Annotated in this window: 17 protein-coding genes and 1 pseudogene; 11 read left to right on the forward strand and 7 right to left on the reverse strand. The window is 44.9% G+C overall.

What is annotated here, in order from left to right; translation table 11 throughout:
- Nucleotides 1–81: 81 nt before the first annotated feature.
- The 3 genes from ACAM39_RS09530 to ccmA all read right to left on the reverse strand — a co-directional run bounded on the left by ACAM39_RS09530 (nucleotide 82) and on the right by ccmA (nucleotide 2,321).
- Nucleotides 82–873, reverse strand: a complete 792-nt coding sequence (locus ACAM39_RS09530; RefSeq protein ID WP_369627501.1) for a heme ABC transporter permease — start codon at nucleotides 871–873, stop codon at nucleotides 82–84.
- 105 nt (nucleotides 874–978) lie between these two features.
- Nucleotides 979–1,647 carry a heme exporter protein CcmB gene (locus ACAM39_RS09535; protein ID WP_369627502.1) on the reverse strand — a complete coding sequence of 223 codons (669 nt, stop codon included), beginning with the start codon at nucleotides 1,645–1,647 and terminating at the stop codon, nucleotides 979–981.
- Nucleotides 1,648–1,658: 11 nt separating this feature from the next.
- Nucleotides 1,659–2,321, reverse strand: coding sequence for a heme ABC exporter ATP-binding protein CcmA (gene ccmA, locus ACAM39_RS09540; RefSeq protein ID WP_369627503.1), 663 nt, complete (start codon nucleotides 2,319–2,321; stop codon nucleotides 1,659–1,661).
- 284 nt (nucleotides 2,322–2,605) lie between these two features.
- Between ccmA and ACAM39_RS09545 the strand changes: the two genes are divergently transcribed.
- Complete coding sequence (locus ACAM39_RS09545; protein WP_369627504.1) at nucleotides 2,606–3,388, forward strand: YbjN domain-containing protein; 783 nt, start codon at nucleotides 2,606–2,608, stop codon at nucleotides 3,386–3,388.
- 68 nt (nucleotides 3,389–3,456) lie between these two features.
- On the opposite strand, the gene ACAM39_RS09550 is transcribed toward ACAM39_RS09545, so the two are convergent.
- On the reverse strand, nucleotides 3,457–5,562 hold the full coding sequence (locus ACAM39_RS09550; protein ID WP_369627505.1) for an FAD-dependent oxidoreductase: 2,106 nt from the start codon (nucleotides 5,560–5,562) through the stop codon (nucleotides 3,457–3,459).
- A 321-nt stretch (nucleotides 5,563–5,883) separates the two neighbouring features.
- Between ACAM39_RS09550 and ACAM39_RS09555 the strand changes: the two genes are divergently transcribed.
- The 4 genes and pseudogenes from ACAM39_RS09555 (at nucleotide 5,884) to ACAM39_RS09570 (ending at nucleotide 10,780) form a co-directional block, all read left to right on the forward strand.
- Complete coding sequence (locus ACAM39_RS09555) at nucleotides 5,884–6,720, forward strand: DegV family protein (protein ID WP_369628602.1); 837 nt, start codon at nucleotides 5,884–5,886, stop codon at nucleotides 6,718–6,720.
- Nucleotides 6,721–6,874: 154 nt separating this feature from the next.
- A pseudogene (locus ACAM39_RS09560) lies at nucleotides 6,875–8,515 on the forward strand (acyl-CoA synthetase); the annotation flags it as partial.
- 466 nt (nucleotides 8,516–8,981) lie between these two features.
- Nucleotides 8,982–10,037: a recombinase RecA gene (gene recA, locus ACAM39_RS09565; RefSeq protein WP_369627506.1), complete on the forward strand. Its 1,056-nt coding sequence runs from the start codon at nucleotides 8,982–8,984 to the stop codon at nucleotides 10,035–10,037.
- A gap of 110 nt (nucleotides 10,038–10,147) precedes the next feature.
- The gene (locus tag ACAM39_RS09570) at nucleotides 10,148–10,780 is read left to right on the forward strand and encodes a regulatory protein RecX (RefSeq protein ID WP_369627507.1); all 633 of its coding nucleotides are present in this window, start codon (nucleotides 10,148–10,150) and stop codon (nucleotides 10,778–10,780) included.
- Nucleotides 10,781–10,788: 8 nt separating this feature from the next.
- Here ACAM39_RS09570 and ACAM39_RS09575 read toward each other — a convergent pair whose 3' ends face one another.
- Complete coding sequence (locus ACAM39_RS09575; RefSeq protein ID WP_369627508.1) at nucleotides 10,789–11,877, reverse strand: sulfate ABC transporter substrate-binding protein; 1,089 nt, start codon at nucleotides 11,875–11,877, stop codon at nucleotides 10,789–10,791.
- 180 nt (nucleotides 11,878–12,057) lie between these two features.
- A complete protein-coding gene (ffh, locus tag ACAM39_RS09580; RefSeq protein WP_065253465.1) occupies nucleotides 12,058–13,524 on the reverse strand; it encodes a signal recognition particle protein in 1,467 nt (488 codons plus the stop codon).
- 165 nt (nucleotides 13,525–13,689) lie between these two features.
- Between ffh and ACAM39_RS09585 the strand changes: the two genes are divergently transcribed.
- Complete coding sequence (locus ACAM39_RS09585) at nucleotides 13,690–14,493, forward strand: cytochrome C assembly family protein (RefSeq protein WP_369627509.1); 804 nt, start codon at nucleotides 13,690–13,692, stop codon at nucleotides 14,491–14,493.
- A 416-nt stretch (nucleotides 14,494–14,909) separates the two neighbouring features.
- Here the strand turns inward: ACAM39_RS09585 and ACAM39_RS09590 are convergent, their stop codons facing one another.
- Complete coding sequence (locus ACAM39_RS09590) at nucleotides 14,910–15,626, reverse strand: XRE family transcriptional regulator (RefSeq protein WP_369627510.1); 717 nt, start codon at nucleotides 15,624–15,626, stop codon at nucleotides 14,910–14,912.
- Nucleotides 15,627–15,843: 217 nt separating this feature from the next.
- On the opposite strand from ACAM39_RS09590, the gene ACAM39_RS09595 reads away from it, so the two are divergent.
- From ACAM39_RS09595 to ACAM39_RS09615, 5 genes are all read left to right on the forward strand, one after another.
- Entirely contained in the window at nucleotides 15,844–16,077 is a 234-nt protein-coding gene (locus ACAM39_RS09595) for a helix-turn-helix domain-containing protein (protein WP_369627511.1), read from the forward strand.
- Between the two features lie 29 nt (nucleotides 16,078–16,106).
- Nucleotides 16,107–18,092: a Mu transposase C-terminal domain-containing protein gene (locus tag ACAM39_RS09600; protein WP_369627512.1), complete on the forward strand. Its 1,986-nt coding sequence runs from the start codon at nucleotides 16,107–16,109 to the stop codon at nucleotides 18,090–18,092.
- Between the two features lie 56 nt (nucleotides 18,093–18,148).
- Nucleotides 18,149–19,024, forward strand: a complete 876-nt coding sequence (locus tag ACAM39_RS09605; RefSeq protein ID WP_369627513.1) for an AAA family ATPase — start codon at nucleotides 18,149–18,151, stop codon at nucleotides 19,022–19,024.
- Nucleotides 19,025–19,217: 193 nt separating this feature from the next.
- Nucleotides 19,218–19,700 carry a gp16 family protein gene (locus ACAM39_RS09610; RefSeq protein WP_369627514.1) on the forward strand — a complete coding sequence of 161 codons (483 nt, stop codon included), beginning with the start codon at nucleotides 19,218–19,220 and terminating at the stop codon, nucleotides 19,698–19,700.
- The gene (locus ACAM39_RS09615) at nucleotides 19,693–20,199 is read left to right on the forward strand and encodes a Mor transcription activator family protein (protein ID WP_369627515.1); all 507 of its coding nucleotides are present in this window, start codon (nucleotides 19,693–19,695) and stop codon (nucleotides 20,197–20,199) included. The genes ACAM39_RS09610 and ACAM39_RS09615 overlap by 8 nt, the downstream gene beginning before the upstream one ends.
- The last annotated feature ends 13 nt before the right edge of the window (nucleotides 20,200–20,212 follow it).

Raw genomic sequence — 20,212 nt, forward strand, 5'->3', positions numbered from 1 at the left:
GGATTGATGCCATAGGATTAAAGCTATCGCTAGTTAAATGGCGATACTTTAAGTCAATAAGCAGGCTTTAACGATAACACTTTAACGATATAGCCGTTTGCATTCATCAATCACCCATTGTTTGCTACTTTCACGTTGCAAAATCAAGGTATTGGTACGATAGATGGTAAGGGCAGCCACCAAAAAATAGCTGCCTAACATCATTAGTAATAGCGGAATATACATATCAGGCGGCATTTTTGGACGCTCAGTTACGGTAAATGTCGAGCCTTGGTGTAGGGTGTTCCACCAGTTAACAGAATATTTGATAATCGGCAAATTAACCGCACCGACAATGGATAAAATTGCCGCCGCTTTGCCACGACTGGCGGTATGTTCAAATGCAGCAAATAGCGCCATCACGCCTGCGTATAAAAACGCCAAAATCAGCATGGAAGTGAGACGCGCATCCCATACCCAGTATGTGCCCCAAGTAGGCTTTGCCCAAATCGAGCCTGTGAGTAGACTTAACACACAAAGCATAAAGCCAATCGGCGCAATCGCTTGGGCAACCAAATTGGCGGTTTTAATTTTCCAGACCAAAAAAATCACCCCTAAAATTGCCATGCCCAAATAAATTGACATGGCTAGACTGGCAGTGGGGACATGGATAAAGATAATGCGGTAGCTATTGCCTTGCAAATAATCGGGTGGCGCAAACGCTAATCCCCAGATGGCACCTATCGTTAATAGCAGCGCAGCAATGACAGCTAAATATTTCACCCAAGGTGCAAAAATACGATAAAACTCTTTGGTGCCAACAGTTTTAAGAAACCCTTGCCAAAGGCGAGAAAAAAAGCCAGTTTTGCCAACGTTTGGGGTAATTTCTGCCATGGAATGCGCCTTGCTTTTTTTTCTAAAATGAATGTAAGCCATCAACAATAAGATATTTGTTCGCTTATTTTACTGGTATTTAGGGATTTTTTCATCTAAAAATCATCAGCTTAACCAAGCCAGTTTTAATGAAAATGCAATCACAAAAGGCGTGACGATGACTGCCAAAATACTGCCCGCCAGTAATAGGGCTAAAATCGGATAACCGTTAAGCCCCATGGCAAATTGCCCCACTGCCCCTGTGGCAAAAATCAGCACAGGGAGCTGCATCGGTAACGAAATCAATGGCACTAACACCGCGCCGTTTTTTAGCGATAATGTCAAGCTGCTGGCAATCGCTGATAAGCACAGCAAAATCGGACTACCCACCAAAATCGAAGCACTCAAGGCAATGGCTGCTTGGCTGGTCAAGCCAAAAAGCGGCATCGCTAAAAATGCCAGCAGACACACCATCCCCGCACTGGTCAGCCAATGCACGATGAGCCGTACTAGCACCCAAGTGGGAATCGAGGCACGAGCGACAACCAATTGCGCCAATGTACCGTTATCGAGTGCTGGGCGAAATAAGTTTTCCATACCCATAATTAGTGATAATAACGCTGCAATCCATACCGCAGGCACGCCCAGTTGCTGCAATAATTTTGGCTCGGTGCCCATCGCCAGTGGAAATAAGGTGATGACAATTAAAAACAACACCAGTGGATATAACCACTGCACTTTGTTTTGTTGCTTGATTTGCCATTCACGTTGCCACAGGGCAGAAAAATCAATCATTGCAGTTGCCCCTAAACCATATACAAGGTTAAATCTAATTGCTTGTTGGCGACGGCGACAGTTTGGTGACTGGTCATGAGCACTGCCCCGCCGCGCTGAACGAATGTCTGCATCAAGTGTTCAATTTTGGCAATCATATTCACATCAAGCGCGGTCAGCGGCTCATCAAGTAGCCAAAAAGGAAATTGCGCTACATACTCAACCGCAAACAGCAAGCGTGCCAAACCCACGCGGCGCGTCTGCCCTGCCGAGAGTTGATAGCAGTTGATTTTCTCATAACCTGCTAACCCAACCCAATCGAGTGCTTGCTCAAGGGCGTCTTCGCTTGGCTTGATGCCATACAAGGCTAACAAAAATCGCAAATTTTGCTCAACGGTGAGTTGCAAATGAATACCCAATTGGTGCGCCACATAAAATGGCTGCACAGGTAACCCTGCCTTGCCCTGCCAGCTGATATCACCGGTCAACACAGGAATCAACCCTGCAAGCTGCATCAAAAATGTGGTTTTGCCAGTGCCATTTTCACCTACCAAATGACAAATATCGCCACGGTTTAGCACCAAATTCACCGCCTCACACAGCGGAAATTCGCCACGTTGTATGGTGACATTTTGACAGTTTAGCAGCGAACTGGTCGCCGAGATAGGTATAGCAGTGGGTGTTGAATTTGGCATAGCATTGGTTAAAATTTGCAAGTCATTAAATAGATAACAGATTAAATTGATAAATCACAGCCTCATACCCATTGTATAGATAATTGGCTAAAGTTGTATAGAAAGCTTATTATATACTAACTTGCGATAGGTCTTTGCTATTATCAATATAAAGTATGCATATAAAGCTTGGTGATAGCGTCAAAGTTTTGCCAACCTGTTTGTTAACTTTTTTGTTTTTTAACTGTTCTGCTTTTCGTTTTTCTTTCTATTTTTAGCTATTTTTTGTTGGGTAAGTGAAATCAATGTCCAAAAATCCGAAGCGTTTATGGCAACGCCTAAAACTGTTCTTTACTGCTGAAAAATCAGCGCCGCTCCCTGTAGCCGATAAAACAACTGACCCTAGTCATTGTGCTGAGACAAGCGAGCATAGCGATGCTACTGGTTATCAGCCTTTTGCCAAAAACCCGGTCAATCCAGCGTTTGATGAACATAGCGATTCACAAGATGAACCGATTTTAGCCAGTGAGTCGCTTGATGCAGATGACGAATTCGAGCTACAACTGATTACCCCCGATGACATAGAGCATATCTTAGCCAGTATGGGTTATCAATTTATGTATCACCCCGCCAGCGAACAAGATGAACAAAGTATTCATCATTATACGATGCAAGTGTCAGATAAAGAGCGGCATTGGGGTTGTATGATTCGTTTTTTTAGTGAGCAGCAATTAATTGCGGTGTACAGTGTTTATCCTACTGCGATTGCTGAAGCCAATCGCCCTGAGATGCTCGCCATGCTGGCTTATCTGAATTATGATTTGATGATTGGCAATTTGGAAATGGATGTGATGGATGGCGAGCTGCGCTTTAAGACGTCGCTTGACTTGGAGGTGACGGGGGTGAGCGAGTTAATTATGAGTTACTTGCTACAGAGTAATTTCTCGTTGTTTTCACGGCTGTATGACACCATTAGCGAGATGATTGAGCAGCCGCACACTACGCATGATTTGCAAGGGGCTGTAGACAAGCTAATTGACGCTCAGCAAGCCCGCAATTTTTTCTTAGCATCTGATGCCATTCAATAATACGCTTTAGATATAAAAAAAGGCGGTGACATTCATTCATCGCCTTTTTTATGACATAGTAAAAGCCGCTACAACATGGCAGCGACTTCCGCGCCTTCGCGAATGGCACGTTTGGCGTCCAATTCGCCTGCCAATTTTGCCCCACCAATCAAGTGATATTGGGCTGTCAAGTCATCACCCACCGCAGGCATTAAGTGATTGACCGATTCTTGCCCTGCGCAGATAACGATACTATCAACGCGCAGTAATTGGCTATGACCGTCTGGGTTAGTAATCCAAATGCCTTCATTGGTAATTTTCTCATAGCCAATGCCGCTCACCTGTTTGACGCCATGCTTATTGATATGAGCACGGTGCACCCAGCCTGAGGTTTTATTGAGACCTGCCCCCAAGCGACCTTTTTTACGCTGCATCAAATATACTTCACGGGTCGGGGTAATAGGCTCTGGTTTTACCAGTCCACCTTCAGTTTCATAGTGTGGGTTGGTGTCCACGCCCCACTCACGTTTCCATGAGGCTACGCTTTGCGGATGGGGTTGATAAATCACATTGCCTTGGGCATCTTTTTCAAACGGTTTAACATGGGTAGAGGTCAAATATTCGCTAACATCAAAGCCAATTCCGCCTGCGCCAATCACCGCGACTCGCTTACCTGCAACTTTTTGACCCGATAGCAATTCGGCATAGCTCATCACTTGCGGTAACTCTACCCCTTCAAAGTCAAGCGCCCGTGGTACAACGCCTGTGGCAATAATCACATCATCAAACTGACCTGACTCTAGTTCCTCTTTGCTTACTTTATGATTCAGTTTGAGTTCAATGCCTAAACTGTCCACCAAATTGGTAAAATAGCGGATGGTTTCAAAGAACTCTTCTTTACCTGGAATCACTTTGGCATAGTTAAACTGTCCGCCGATTTTATCCTGTGCTTCAAACAAGGTGACCTGATGACCGCGTTTGGCGGCGACCGTCGCCGCTGATAAGCCTGCCATGCCTGCGCCCACTACGGCAATTTTTTTGGCTTTTTTGGCAGGTTTATAGACCAGCTCGGTTTCATAACAGGCTTGGGGATTGACCAGACAGGTTGAGCGTTTATTGTCAAATGTATGATCTAGACAGGCTTGGTTACAGCCGATACAGGTATTAATCAGATGGGTCTGCCCAAGGCTGGCTTTTGCCACCCAGTCTGGGTCTGCCAAGAACGGACGCGCCATTTGTACCAAGTCAGCTTGGTTCTCTGCTAGCAGCTGCTCGGCGGTCTCTGGCATATTGACACGGTTGGCAGCAATCACAGGAATAGTCACGTGGCGTTTGACTTCAGCAATCACATCGGCAAACGCTGCGCGTGGCACTGACGTGACGATGGTCGGGATACGCGCTTCATGCCAGCCAATCCCGGTATTTATTATGGTCACGCCAGCTTTTTCGATGGCTTTGGCGATAGTAATGACTTCATCCATGGTATTGCCATCGGGCACCAAGTCAATCATCGACAAACGGAAGGTGATAATAAACGCTTCTCCCACCGCCTCGCGTACCGCTTTGATGACTTCAAGGGCAAAACGCATACGGTTTTCTAGACTGCCACCCCATTGGTCGGTGCGCTGATTGACGTGATTACTTAAAAACTGATTGAGTAAATAGCCTTCTGAGCCCATGATTTCGACGCCATCATAGCCCGCCATTTGTGCAAGTTTGGCGGTTTTGGCATAGTCTTTGATGGTCGCCAAAATATTTTTTTCACTCATTTGACGAGGTTTGAAAGGTGAAATAGGCGATTTGATGGCACTGGCTGATACCGCCAATGGATGATAACCATAGCGACCGCTGTGCAGAATTTGCAAGATGATTTTGCAGTCATATTGGTGCACAGCTTTGGTGACTTTACGATGATTGACCACATCGCCTTTGTGATTGAGCGTCCCGCCTGCTGGTACTAACCAACCTTCACGATTGGGCGAGATACCGCCCGTGATCATCATGCCAACACCCCCTTTGGCGCGCTCGGCAAAATAAGCAGCTAGCTTTGGATAGTTAAAAAACCGATCTTCAAGCCCTGTGTGCATCGAGCCCATCACAATACGATTTTTTAACGTGGTAAATCCTAAATCTAGGGGCTCAAAAATATGCGGATAATGGGTGTTATGAGTAGATATCTGGCTGTTATTTGACATAAATAATCCTTGGCAGTAATTTCCTTTCACTATTTGGTCACATTAAGGAACTAATCTTGTCATTTTATCAATGAGTTCGTTTTCATAATCAATTCGTCAATGTGGGAATTCGTCAATTTGGTCACGCAATGTAGCTGTATCAACATACCTTAAGCATACATCAAACCAAAAATAGGTCAACCTATTATAAATAGTCATCTTTGAAAGCATAAGGCAAATTTTGTCCCGATGAGTCTACAAAAAAATCATGCTTATTTTTGTGACAATGTTAATATCACGCTAGGATAAAAGTACAACCGAAGGGAAATTACTGTGAAGAAAATGATTGTTAGCACGTCCACGTCATGTCTAGACGACCTTGGCATCCCAGAAAATGTCAAAATGTTGCCAATGAATATCCATATGGGCGGTGCCAATTATCTAGATGGACAAGACCTAAGCCTAGACAGGCTATCGCGTGTTCTACTCGATAACCCCAATATCGACATCAGTACCTCAGCACCCACTGAAAATCAGCTCATTGAATTCTTTTATCAGCTCATCAAAGAAGACGTGCAAGAAGTTTTAATCATCTGTTTATCCTCTTCTTTAAGCCAAACCTACAACAACTTGCTCAATATCAGCTCGATGTTTAGTCATCGCATGAAAATTTATATCTATGATTCACGCACGATTTCACATGGCGAAGCGGTTCTTGTACAAGAAGCCTCACGCTTACTCAAACAAGGCATGGAAATCCCACAAATCATCACCGAAATCAACCGCCTGCGCGATAAAATCCATATCTATTTGGCAGTTGATAACCTTAAAGGCATGATTCGTACCAAACGTATTTCAGCCCCAGTCGGGTTTTTTGCCAATTTATTCGGTATTAAACCGATTGTAAAAATGGAAGACTCAGGTCAAATGGTCGCCTTTGAAAAGGTGCGCAGTTTTGAAAAATGTATTGAGCGACTCGCGGATGCTGCCATCAACGCCGCCAATGGTAAAAAAGGTAAAATGTATGTGATCAGCGGCAATTTAAACCCTCATACCAAGTCACTACTTAACTATTTATCGTCACGCGGTTATGATAAAACCGAAGTTCTTCCTGCCGCCAGTGTCTCCATAGCAAATATCGGTGTGTTCACACTTGGCTGCGTATTTGTCGAAGACTAAACCCTGACGGAGTTTTGCTAGCTTATAAAATAACAGGCGGGGCTGTCTGTTTTTGTCATTTTTTATATTTGTGAAAAAGCAGATTGATATATAGGATTTGGTCAAGATCCTTGTTATGATAAAGGCGTTATTTGTTAACTACAAGGATGTCGTTATGCCAAACTTCCATACAGGGCTGGAAAAAAATCCTGCCAACTATACCCCGCTTACTCCCATTGATTTTATTGAGCGTACTGCTAGCATCTATCCCGATCAAACGGCGATTGTGTATAAAGATTATGAGCACAATGACCTACGGCAAACTTGGGGCGAAACCTATAATCGCTGCCGCAAAATGTCGGATGCCCTAAAAAAACTGGGCATCGATAAAGACGATACTGTTGCAGTGCTACTGCCCAATACCCCACCCATGGTTGAAGTCGCGTTTGGCGTACCGATGTCTGGTGGTGTGCTATGTACCTTAAATACCCGTTTGGACATCAATGCCTTGGTCTTTTGCCTACAGCACAGTGAGGCTAAAGTATTGATTGTCGATACTGAGTTTGAACAGCATGTTGCGCTGGTTCAAGAGTCATTTCCTAATTTAATTATCATTCATGCCACCGACCCTGCCGTCACGCCCACTGAACAGTTTGGCAATATGACGTATGAAGAATTCATTGCCTCAGGGACCGACTTAGACAACTGGGAAAAACCCACTGATGAGTGGGATGCCATCGCGCTCAACTACACATCAGGTACCACAGGCATCCCAAAAGGCGTGGTGTATCACCATCGCGGTGCCACCTTAAATGCTGTCTCTAATATTTTAGATTGGGATATGCCAAAACACCCAGTGTATTTATGGACGCTACCCTTGTTTCACTGTAATGGCTGGAGCTTTCCTTGGAGCATTGGCGAGCGTGCGGGTACCAATGTGTGCTTACGCAAAGTTGATGCTGATTTGATTTTACGGTTGATTGCCGATGAAAAAGTCACCCATTATAGCGCAGCGCCTATCGTGCATAACATGATTGCCAATGGTAATGAAGCGCTGAAAAAAGCCATCAAACATGAAGTACGTTGTAATGTCGCAGGCGCGCCGCCGCCTGAGTCCTTGCTTGCCAAAATGGAAGAAATGGGCTTTAAAATCACGCATGTCTACGGTTTGACAGAAGTGTATGGTCCCGTCACCTTGTGTGTTGAGCGCCCAGAATGGGATGATTTGACTGTCAGTGAACGCGCGCAAAAAAAATCCCGCCAAGGCATGAATTCACATCTGCTAGCGGGGTTTGATGTGTTCAAACAAGGCACCACTACCCCTGTTGCAGCCGATGGTAGCGAAATTGGTGAGCTTGCTATCCGCGGCAATATGGTGATGAAAGGCTATCTAAAAAACCGCAAAGCCACCGCAGAAGCCTTTGACGGTGGCTGGTTTAAGACTGGTGACTTGGGCGTCAAATACCCAGATGGTTACATCAAAATTATGGATCGGCTCAAAGACATCATCATCTCGGGCGGTGAGAATATCTCAAGTATCGAAATAGAAAACGTACTGTATCGTATGCCAGAAGTGGAAAGCTGTGGGGTGGTTGCTGCTCCCCATGACAAATGGGGTGAAGTACCGGTAGCCTTTATCGAAATCCGTGAAGGCTCAACGCTAGATCGGGAAGACATCATTGCCCATTGCCGTCAACATTTGGCAGGTTTCCAAGTGCCCAAACATATTATTTTTGCGCAAATTCCAAAAACCTCGACAGGTAAAGTGCAAAAATTTGAGCTACGTCAAGCGGCGCGCTCACTGGCGCATGAGGAAGCAAAAATCACTCACCATCATCCGCAAAGCTATTTGGCAGCGACAGCCGACTCAAATCCGAGCACTGCCATACCTAGCTCTGCCATACCCAGCTCTGCCATACATAGTAACACCCAACCCCTACCCAACGATTCACCAGAAGATGCGGCGCACTAGTACTCAATATTGGCGAATCGCATTGCATATCCTCACTCTACTAGTGGGGATTTTTGTTGCAGAATATGCCTTGAAAACACCCAAAAAACACCCATTTATTTAGAGATTTTCTCATGTTATTTTTAATTAATTTTTAACAATAATAAGCGACAATATATGTCGTATATCAGTGATTTAGCCCTATAATTTTTCGTATATTTTGTTATTATAGCCTTATCAATTCACTTCTTTTTTAACTTATCCCTACTTTTAAATTTTTCCCTTTTTTATTAACCTTTTTTATCAACCTCTTTTGTAACAAGGAGTCCTTATGGACGACAATAAAGCCAAAGCTTTAACTGCCGCTTTATCACAAATTGAAAAACAATTTGGTAAAAATACCATCATGCGCCTGGGTGATGAGTCAGCAAAAATTAACGTGGATGTAGTCTCTACAGGCTCATTGGGTTTGGATATTGCATTGGGCATTGGCGGTTTGCCAAAGGGTCGTATCGTCGAAATTTATGGTCCTGAAAGTTCGGGTAAAACCACTTTAACCTTGCAAGCAATCGCCCAATGTCAAAAACAAGGCGGTACCTGTGCTTTTATCGATGCTGAGCATGCGCTAGATCCTATTTATGCCAAAAAATTGGGCGTTGATGTCGACGCTTTACTTGTCACGCAGCCTGACAACGGTGAACAAGCGCTTGAAATCACCGATATGCTAGTGCGCTCAGGTGCGGTAGATATGATTGTTGTTGACTCGGTCGCCGCCCTTACCCCACGCGCAGAGATTGAAGGCGAGATGGGCGATAGCCACATGGGTCTGCAAGCGCGTTTGATGAGCCAAGCGCTACGTAAAATCACCGGTAATGCCAAACGCTCTAATTGTATGGTGGTATTCATTAACCAAATTCGTATGAAAATTGGTGTCATGTTTGGCTCGCCAGAAACCACGACGGGTGGTAACGCCCTTAAATTTTATGCGTCGGTGCGCTTGGATATTCGTCGTATTGGTGCGGTTAAAGACGGTGAAAACATCGTCGGTTCTGAGACCCGCGTTAAGGTCATCAAAAATAAACTCGCACCGCCGTTTCGCCAAGCAGAATTTGACATCATGTATGGGACAGGTACCAATCATTTAGGTGAAGTGGTTGACTTGGGTGTCGATATTGATGCGGTCAAAAAATCGGGCGCTTGGTACAGCTACAATGACAGTAAAATTGGTCAAGGTAAAGCCAACGCCATTAGATTCTTGGAAGAAAATCCACAAATCGCCCAAGAGATTGAAGCCAAAGTGCGCGCTGTTAAGCTTGGTAATGTGGAACTTGTACCAGAAGAAGCGCATGACGTTGAACCCCCTGAGTTTGTCGAAGGTATGCAATAACTACCTAGCTAACCAAAACCCTAGTTTTTACTGGGGTTTTTGTTTTTATACTGCTCAATTTGTTCGCCAGCCAATGTTTAATCTTTTTTTTAGTCACGGTTAAAACCGCTATGCCAGATCCTAAATCCTTGTTAGAAACTATCGAAAATCAGTTAATGACTGATGAACAACGCCAAGCTTACCATGACAAGCTTAAGGCTGACAGCTACATGCGTTGGCTCGCGTTTTATTATCTTGGGCGGCGTGAGCAGTCTAAAAAAGAGCTGCGGGATAAACTGTTGGCTAAAGGATGTGATGCGGCGGCTATTGAAGCGCTTTTAAGCGAATTTGAAGCAGAAGGCTATCAAAGTGATGAGCGTATGACATCTGCATTGATCAAAGAAGGTATTGGCAAGCAGCATGGTACCCAGCGGATTTTTCAAACGCTAAAAAAACATGGATTAACCACCGTCCGTTCGGTCAGTGCGATTAATGCATGGATTGAGACGCACAATGATTTTTTTGAGGATTTACTTCTCAATGATATCGAATCAGACAAGCCAAATGAGCAGCTAGATGATGCCTATGAAGTGGATTGGCTTGCCCAAGCGGTGGCAGCACGGGTACGAAAATACGGTGATGCCATCCCGACAGAGCCTAAAGAAAAAGCCCGTCAACTGCGATTTTTGCAATATCGGGGCTTTGTAGCCGATGTGTGTTTTGATGCCTTAAAGTATGACCTAACTACCCTAGCCAATCGCTAGGGCAACGGCTATTTTTTTACCGCCAATTGGTCAAAAATTGCGCCATCTTTAAAAAACTTGCTCATAATCTCATCCCAACTACCAAAAACTTGATTTGGCTCAAACGTGGCAATTGCAGGAAATTGGCTTTGGTATTTTGCCAAAGTCGCCGCATCCACAGGGCGCAAATAATTCTTGGCCATAATCTCTTGGGCAGGTGTATCCCACAAACCTTTTAAATAGGCTTTTGCCAATTCAGTGGTACCTTTTTGCTCGGTAACGGCATTCACCACAGCGACAGGGTTACTAATCTTGACCGAATAACTGGGATAAATAATCTGTAAGTTTTTATCGGCAAATTCTTTTTTGGTGATTTGTGCTTCATTCTCTGTGGTAATTAGCACATCGCCGATTTCTCGTTGTAAAAAGCTTGTTGTCGCTGCCCTTGCGCCACTGTCATACACTGCCACATTGCTCAAAATTTGCTTCACCAAGGTCTTGGTTTTGGCTTCGTCATTATTGAAGTGGTGCAAGCCATATCCATACGCACCCAAGAAACCATATCGCGCTGTGCCACTGGTTTTTGGATTGGCAATCACGATACTGACACCGGGTTTTGCCAAGTCATCCCAGTCTTTGATTTGCTTGGGGTTGTTATTGCGAACTAGTAGTACCATGGTGCTGGTATAAGGTACCGCGTTATTGGGAAACGCTTGTTGCCAGTTTTTATCCACCAAGCCTTTTTTCACCAGCAGTTCTACATCTGAGGTTTGGTTCATGGTCACCACATCCGCTTTAAGCCCATTCGCCACGCTCAAGGCTTGTTTGCTTGAGCCGCCATGCGACTGCTGGATAGTGACGGTCTGTTTTTGCTGCCCCGTAAAAATCGGGTTGTATTCTTTATACAACTCGCGGGACACATCGTAAGATACGTTTAGCAAAGATACACCATTGCCATTAGCGGCTGAAGCGCTGGCTGCACTCTCGTTTTTGGGTGGGGCTTTTTGGCAGGCAGTTAAGCTTGCCACTGCCATCACTGAAATACCGGCTAATGCAAAGACTTTGCCTTTAGATTGCGTACGGGTGGTGAATGGGTGAGTTGGGGTCGCGTTTGTCATGTTTTCCTCATAAGTTTTCAAAGTGCCAAGCTAAACATCCAATGGCTTAATGATTGAAAATATAGTAAGGATTTTTATTTATACTGTCTTGGAATATTTAATACTTTCATTATTCCTTAGATGAATAAAAAAGCCCGTAATATATACGGGCTTTGAAATTATAATCCTGCTATTAAAATTTTAAAAACGGGTTTTAAATTTTGGCGCAACTGGATTGGCTTGACCGTTAACTGTCGTGGTATTTGCGCCTGCTTGGTTGTTTTGTCCGAATAATGGACCACCGCCACCGCCCATGCCTTTGGTCAACCCTTGCACCGCTTTCATCATTTTGCTGATGCCCGATGGGTCGGATAGCATTTTCATCATTTTTGCCATTTGCTTGTGCTGCTTTAACAGCTGATTGACGTGCTGCACGTCTTTACCCGCGCCTGCCGCGATACGGCGTTTACGGCTTGGGTTGATTTTATCGGGGTTTTTACGTTCAAATGGGGTCATGGAATGAATGAGTGCTTCCATTTCTTTGACCTTTTCTTCTGGTTTGGCATCTGATACCGCTTTTTGCACATCTGCACCGCTCATGCCTGGCATTTTATCCAAGAAGCCCGCCATGCCACCCAAGTTCTTCATTTGTTGGAATTGGGTTAGCAAATCCTCAAGGTCAAACTCACCACCTTTTTGGATTTTTTTCGCCATTTTTTCCGCTTTTTCGCGGTCAATTTTTTGCTCGACTTCTTCGACCAGTGACAACACGTCACCCATGCCCAAGATACGCTGTGCAACACGCTCAGGGTGGAAGGGCTCAAGCGCATCAAGTTTTTCACCACGACCCAAGAATTTGATCGGTTTGCCAGTGATAGCACGTACCGACAATGCCGCACCACCGCGCGCATCGCCGTCAGTCTTGGTCAAAATCACGCCGGTCAAAGGTAGTGCATCATTAAAGGCTTTTGCCGTATTTGCTGCATCTTGACCGGTCATTGAGTCAACGACAAACAAGGTTTCTGACGGAGTGACCGCTGCGGTTAAGGCTTTGATTTCGTCCATCATCGCTTCGTCGATGTGCAGACGACCTGCGGTATCGATAATCAAAATATCTTGAAACTGTACTTTGGCTTGTTCGATGGCGCGTTTGGCGATATCAATCGGGTTTTGGTCAGCACTTGATGGCACAAAATTGGCTTTGACTTGCTCAGCGACTTGCTCAAGCTGCTTGATTGCTGCGGGGCGATAGACGTCCGCAGAGACTAGCATGACCTTTTTCTTATGGCGCTCTTGCAGATATTTGGCAAGTTTACCGGCTGTGGTGGTTTTGCCCGCCCCTTGCAAACCCGCTAGTAGATAGACAACAGGTGGTTTGCCTGTCATTTCAAGTGATTGGTTAGCACTGCCCATCATCTCGGTCAGTTCATCATAGACGATTTTGACAAAGGCTTGACCTGGGGCGAGTTCTTTAAGGACTTCTTGACCTAGGGCTTTGTCTTTTACCCGTGACACAAAATCGCGCGTCACTGGCAAGGCGACATCAGCTTCTAGTAGTGCCATACGCACTTCACGCAAGGTGTCTTTGATGTTGTCTTCAGTTAGCTGCCCTGTACCAGAGATACTACGTAAACTCGTCGACAGGCGTTCGGTTAAGGTTTCAAACATATAATTTCTCTAATCTATTGCTATCAATTTTATAATCTTACTATTTTATGCTAAATTAGCTAAAACTGCTAATATAATACCGATAAAATCGCGATTTGTTGCATGGCTCATGCTAGTATAACCATCGCATTTTGCACGTATTTGATGATTTTTAATGAGGCTAGGGTGTTTGTAATCTTTGTACTTGCGTTAGTCTGTTATGGCTTAACTACCGTCTATTTGATGTGGGCAGTTACGCAACAAAAGCCCATCCGTAAAGGCATGGTGCTTGGGCAATTGCTGATTGGGTTATTGGGCCATGCGGTGGTGTTATATCCTGATATCATTACCCAAGAGGGGCTAAACTTTAATATTTTTAATGTCGTGTCGTTGACGACATTGTTTATGCTGTTATTTTATTGGGGATTTTGTCTTTATCGCCAAATTTTGCCGCTTGGAATTTTGGCAACGCCGTTGGCATTTTTGGGCATGATGATTGGTTTTTTTGGCGATGCACCCTATCACCCGCTATCAACCATCAGTCCTATCTTACAAGCCCATATCATCATGTCTTTGGCTGCCTATTCGGTACTATTTATGGCAGCGATTGCCGCGATTATGCTACGGCTACAAATCAGCGAACTCAAACGTCAAACCTTTCACCGTGTCTGGGTCGATAAACTACCCTCACTCCAAAGCATGGAAGCGTTGCTGTTTGATATGATTACTGTGGGTTTTGGCCTATTGTCGATTTCGCTGTTGTTGGGTTTTATTGATACCACCAATTTACTGGCGCAGCATTTGGTACACAAGACTGTGTTTAGTCTATTGTCTTGGCTGGTATTTGGGGCGTTATTGGTTGGGCACTGGCGCTTTGGCTGGCGAGGTCAACGCGCCGCTAATATGACGCTATATGGCGTGATTTTGCTTGGCTTGGCGTTTATCGGGACGAAGTTTGTGTTGGAGCTGGTTTTGTGGGGGAGTGATTAATTGTGCATAGGGTTATTGTTGAGAAAGATAATCTGAAACATGGACAGTATAAGGGATAGAGGCAAAAACGGCAAAATTTTATGCACAAATGAAAATGCAAAAAAATGGTGAAAAGTGATATAAAAATGGCGTTTATTTGTGCATAAATGAGTGATGTTTGAGTGGCGTTTAAATGGTGTTTAAATGTGCGAATGATTTAAACACTACTTTGGGTGATTTAAGTAATCTTTTTAAGTAATGATGTGCCGAAAGCCTGTAGTTATGCGGTTTAAACGGTTTGAATTTAAGAAATGTTTGATGAATTTAAGAAGTAATTTAAGAGAAGAAGGCAGTCCGAAATGGGCTGCCTTTTTTTGTGGCTGGTGCTTGGTGCTATCAGTACGTTTGTCGACCATGACCATCGGTAACTAAAGGCACTAATGGATGATGTGGCTTATCTCGATGACTTCGCCGCAGACTTCAAACTGCCCAGATGCTAGGTAGGCTTTATCCAAGTCGAATGGCTCGTATATGGTGTTGTCGCTGATGATACGCAGTCCGCCTGTGGGTATCCATTGGGTACGCTTGACGTAGATGCGGTCATCAAGTCGCAAGACATAGATGTTGCCATCGTGGGCTTGGTTTTTGGCGAGATTGACGAGCATACATGAGCCATTGGGGATTGTCGGGTACATGCTGTCGCCACAGTTGCAGACCACGGCTAGGTTATATGGGTCTAAGTTTTTGCTTTTGAGCCAGTCACGGCGGTAGGCAACGTGTTTGATGGGTTCGGTGACGCCCTGTGAGAATAACCCATTGCCTGCTGATACTTCAATGTCGTACATGGGAATTAGGACAAACTCTTCATTGAAGATGACGTGTTTGGCAGGTGCTTCGAGTGATGGGTTGGTGGCAGGCGCAGGTGCTTGGGCGGTGCTGTCCCCTTCCCCAAAGATAAGCCATTGGGGGCTGACCTTGTAAAGCTGTGCGAGCTTGGCTAACTTTTCTAATGATGGCTCGGTTTGACCAATTTCCCATTGCTGAAGGGTCGAACGTGACATTTCAATTTCTGGAAGTGCGATTACATGGTCTCTTGATAATCCAACTTTTTCTCTAGCTTCTCTTAATCTTTGACCAATTTCTTTTCTGTTCATGATAGCGACCGATAGAATAGTTAATCGTTTCTAACTGTTATATTTCCGGTTGTTTTCTATTTTCAAAACAGTTTATTTAATTACTTTAATAATCAACAAGTTACCGATTTTTAAATTATTTAACTTAAATTTTAACTATTTTGACTGATAAAACAGTTTACACCAACCGATAGAATAGTTATACTGTGTGCAAGTGCTAAGCAAAAGGAGTCACTAAATGCACACAAACGAAAGCCAAAAAAAACAGCCAATTGATTGGCATGATGCAGACATTATTGCAGGGCTAAAAAAAGCTGGCACAAATATGTCGGCACTATCCGTAGCAAATGGCTATACCCGTAATGGTTTGCGCAATGCGCTATACCGTAAATATCCAAAGGCTGAACGAATTATTGCGGGGGCAATAGGCGTAAATCCTGAAGATATTTGGCCAAGTCGTTATGCGTCTTAGTTCTTTAATCAGAAAAATGGTTATTTAAGATGAAAGAATGGTTATCAGCACAAGATTTGACCGATTTACAATTATCCAGTTTACCAAAGTCTAAATCAAATGTCATTAATCGTGCTAAAAAAGAAAACTGGTTAAACAGAAAAAGAGTTGGCAAAGGCGGTGGCGTTGAGTATGCCTTTGATGGGTTGCCCAAAGAAGTCCAAGCCGAAATCAAAGCCTTGCAAGTCAAAGCTGAGATGAAAGCCTTGACCGCCAAGGTCGATACCTCCGCTAGCCGTGCCGTTGCCCTGCTGGAACGTGATACCAACGAGCTGACCCATGCCCAACGGAAAACCGCAGATGCTCGCTTACTGATGACCCTATTGGTTGCCCAGTATGAAAGTAAAGCTGGTGGCCGTAGTAAGGCGGTGGCGTTGGTTAGTCAGTTATCCCGTGAAGGTGCGTTGCCAAATGACGAAACAAATGGGGTGGACTATAACCAAATCTGTGTGACCGCAGTTGCCAAGGCGAAAGGCGTGGGCGTCGGAACTCGAAAACTGCATGAATGGTGTTTGCTGGCGGATAAGTGTGAGACCGGTGAAGACCGTCTGAAAGTGCTTGCGCCACAAAAACAAGGTCAGCCTGTGGTATCAACAACCCGTATGGAATGGTTGCCTGATTTTATGGCGATTTACCGCAGTCCAAAAGGCTATCACGTGGCCGAAGCCTATCGAATTTTTGCAGTTGGCTATGAAGTCAAGCATGGGGCGGAGAATGTACCACATATCGATGTGGTGTATCGAGCGCTGGATAAGTTGCCGCGCTTGGTGCGTGAGTCGGGTCGTGTGACAGGGTCGAAACTGAAAACATTGATGACGTATGTGAAGCGTGACTGGAATACCAGTTGGTTTAATAACAATGATGTGTGGGTCGGTGATGGCAAGTCGATGGAATTTAAGGTGAAACACCCCGAACATGGACAGCCATTTACCCCAGAGTTGACGATCATCATGGACACGACGTGTCGGTTTGTGGTCGGTTGGTCGGTGGCGTATGCCGAATCTACCCTTGCGGTGGCAGATGCCCTGCGTGATGGCATGGTGAAACATGGCATCCCCGCCATCTACTACTCGGATAACGGTAGCGGTCAGACCAATAAGGCGCTTGATGCGGATTTGATGGGGATTTTGCCCCGTTTGGGTGTCCATCATGAGACGGGTATTCCTGGTAATCCGCAAGGGCGTGGGATTATTGAGCGGTTTAACAAAGTAGTACCGCGTTGGATTGCTCAGCAGTTTGAAACTTACTGGGGTCAAGGGGCGGATGATGAAACGGTGCGAAAAAATTTGTATGCGGTTACCAGTTTTGCTAAGGCGGAAAAGGAAGGACGTACCGAACTTACGCCCATTCAAAAGAAAGGTCAAAAAATCTATCCCACTTGGAAACAGTTTATTGATGTGGTCGAGCAAGCGGTTGGGTACTACAACAACGAATGGGAACACAGTGAGCTTGGTACAACGCCTAGCGCATACCGTGAGGCGCTGATGAATAAGATGGCAAAAGATGGCGTGGATATTATCCCGCTCACTGAAGTTGAAGCCCGTGATATGTTCCGCCCGCATTTTGTTCGTAAGGTACAACGCGGTTGGTTATCGGTACTCAATAATGAATATTGGCATAAAGCCCTTGAGGCTTTGGACGGTTTGGAAGTAGTGGCGTATGTAGATATTCATGATGCGTCAAGCGTGATTATCCGCCACGGCGATGGTCGCTATGTGTGTGATGCGGTGCTCGATGGCAATAAACGAGACGCCTTCCCCAAAACGCTGGTGGAGCAAAGCCGTGAAGCCCGTGCCAATCGTCGTGTTAAGAAATTGCAAGATGAAATCGCTAAGGCAGAAGCCGAAAAACGCCCTGCGATTGACGCTGAAAAAACTTCTTTGCTTAATGCGTTGGCGGTTGGGTCGGATGTGAAAGCGACTGATGATTTAATCCTGCACGAATGGCGTGCCAAAGCAATCAAAACAATCAACTAAAACCTTAACAACAACGTAAAAACCGCTACGGGAATAGCGGCTTAGGAGAAAACAGTATGAGTATGCAAGCTCTAAAACAGTATATCGAACAGACTGGCATCAGTCAATCCAAGGTCGCCACCTTACTTGGGGTATCGACTGCGACTGTTAGCCAATACTTAAAAGGTACTTATAACGGTGACGTGGAAGGGGTGGACAAAAAAGTGGTTGAAATGCTCGACCGCCAAGCTGACAAGGCAAAAGACGTGAAATCGGACTTTGTGGAAACACCTACCGCCAAAGATATTTTTGATGTGTGTGCGATGGCGCACAGCATGGCAGATATTAATCTTGTCATCGGTGAGGCAGGACTGGGTAAGACGGTCACGCTAAAACAGTACGCTAAAACCGTGGATAACGTGATTTTGGTGGAAGTAACGCCTACCTATAGTCCAAAAGTGATGTTGGTTGAGTTGTGTAACCGCTTGGGTATCGTGCCAAGTCGTAGCAACCATGACAACGAAGTCAGCATTGTGGAGAAACTTAAAGGCTCGGACAAGTTACTCATCATCGATGAAGCCGAATTGCTGGCTTATAAGTCGCTTGAGATTATCCGCCGTATTCATGACATGGCAAAAATTGGGGTGGTTTTGGCTGGTATGCCCCGTCTGCGTGCCAATCTGCACGGCAAAGAAGGCGAATACAAGCAGCTTTATAGCCGTATTGGCTTTGTGGGTGATTTGTCTGACCGTCTGCCTGAGCAGGACATCGGTATGCTAAGTCAAGCGACTATTGGGACGGATGCGTTTAACGCCAAACTGTATGAAGCCTGTCATGGCAATGCTCGCCGCCTAAACAAGCTATTGCGTGGGGTGAATCGGTTGTCCAAGTTAAATAATCGTCCGATTGATGAAGCGATGATTAATAAATTTACGCAGATGTTGATTGATTAATTCTAAACCATCTAAGCGATGGGAAAAATGAATTTTCATCAATCGGCATTGATACATTAACAGATTTTATTTTTCGGTGCGAGTCTGTATGGCTTTTGGAATTGCTATTTAAGGCAATTCCCTTGCGAGCCTAAAATTGCGATGCAATTTTTTAACGGCTCTCACCCAAAAGTGAAATTAAAGGATGACCGACATGGCACAGTCAAAAAAGCCAATAGCGCCAAAGAAAAAAGCCCTACTCGCCAAAATCCATATCGCCAAAAAAGATTTGGGTTTGGATGACGGTACTTACCGTGACGTGCTACGCCGTATCACTGGCAAAGATAGCAGTAGCAAAATGCTGATTAGTGAGCTTGAGCGCGTCATCTATGAGTTTGGCAATCTTGGCTGGAAGCCATCGGCAGCCGCTAAATCCAAACATGGCAGAAAGCCCAGAGTCAGCACTGACAAGCCAAGTCGCCAAGCGGTTATGGATAAGATTGAAGCGATACTTTCTGACATGGGGCTACATTGGAACTATGCCCACGGTATCGCTCGCGGGATGCACAAAAAAGAGAAATTGGAATTTTGCACGGATGAAGAACTACACAAGGTGATGCAAGGATTGGCGGTTTATCAAAACAGAAAAAGGCAAAACCGCCAACGCAAAAAAGCAAAACAGGAAGGCAATGAATAAAAACCATAGCATCACCCAAGTCATTAGCGACAAGTTGACTGATGACGAGCTGGCGGCACTACTACCGCCGCAAGTGGTAGATATTGCTCAGTTTATTGGCTATTCAAAAGCATTGCTATTGGTCAAGGGCATGGGTGGTGTGGATTTTGCGGTACCAAGAGGACTGACCAAAAATCGCTCGGAGCGAGAACAACGATTGATTGATGCCATTGGTGTTGAGTCAGCCAAGCAGTTTATGGCGGTATTTGGGGGTGAGAGGCTGTATGTCCCCCGCTGTGAGCAACTGCTGCGTGAGCTGCGTAATCGTAAGTTTTGCGAATGTATTGATAGTGCTGTCGATGGTGGTATGACCCAGACCAAAGCGGTGCAAAAGTTTGCCTACGAATTTGGCATGACCGAGCGTAACGGCTACAAAGTGCTGAAACGTCATCGTATCGGCTTAATAGTAAGGAATTTTAACCAGTCTGATGACAGGCAGCTAAGTATGTTTGATGGCTAATTTTGAAAGCAAC

Origin of the sequence: Moraxella sp. K02 (assembly GCF_041154755.1) — a bacterium.
Classification (GTDB): Bacteria; Pseudomonadota; Gammaproteobacteria; order Pseudomonadales; family Moraxellaceae; genus Faucicola.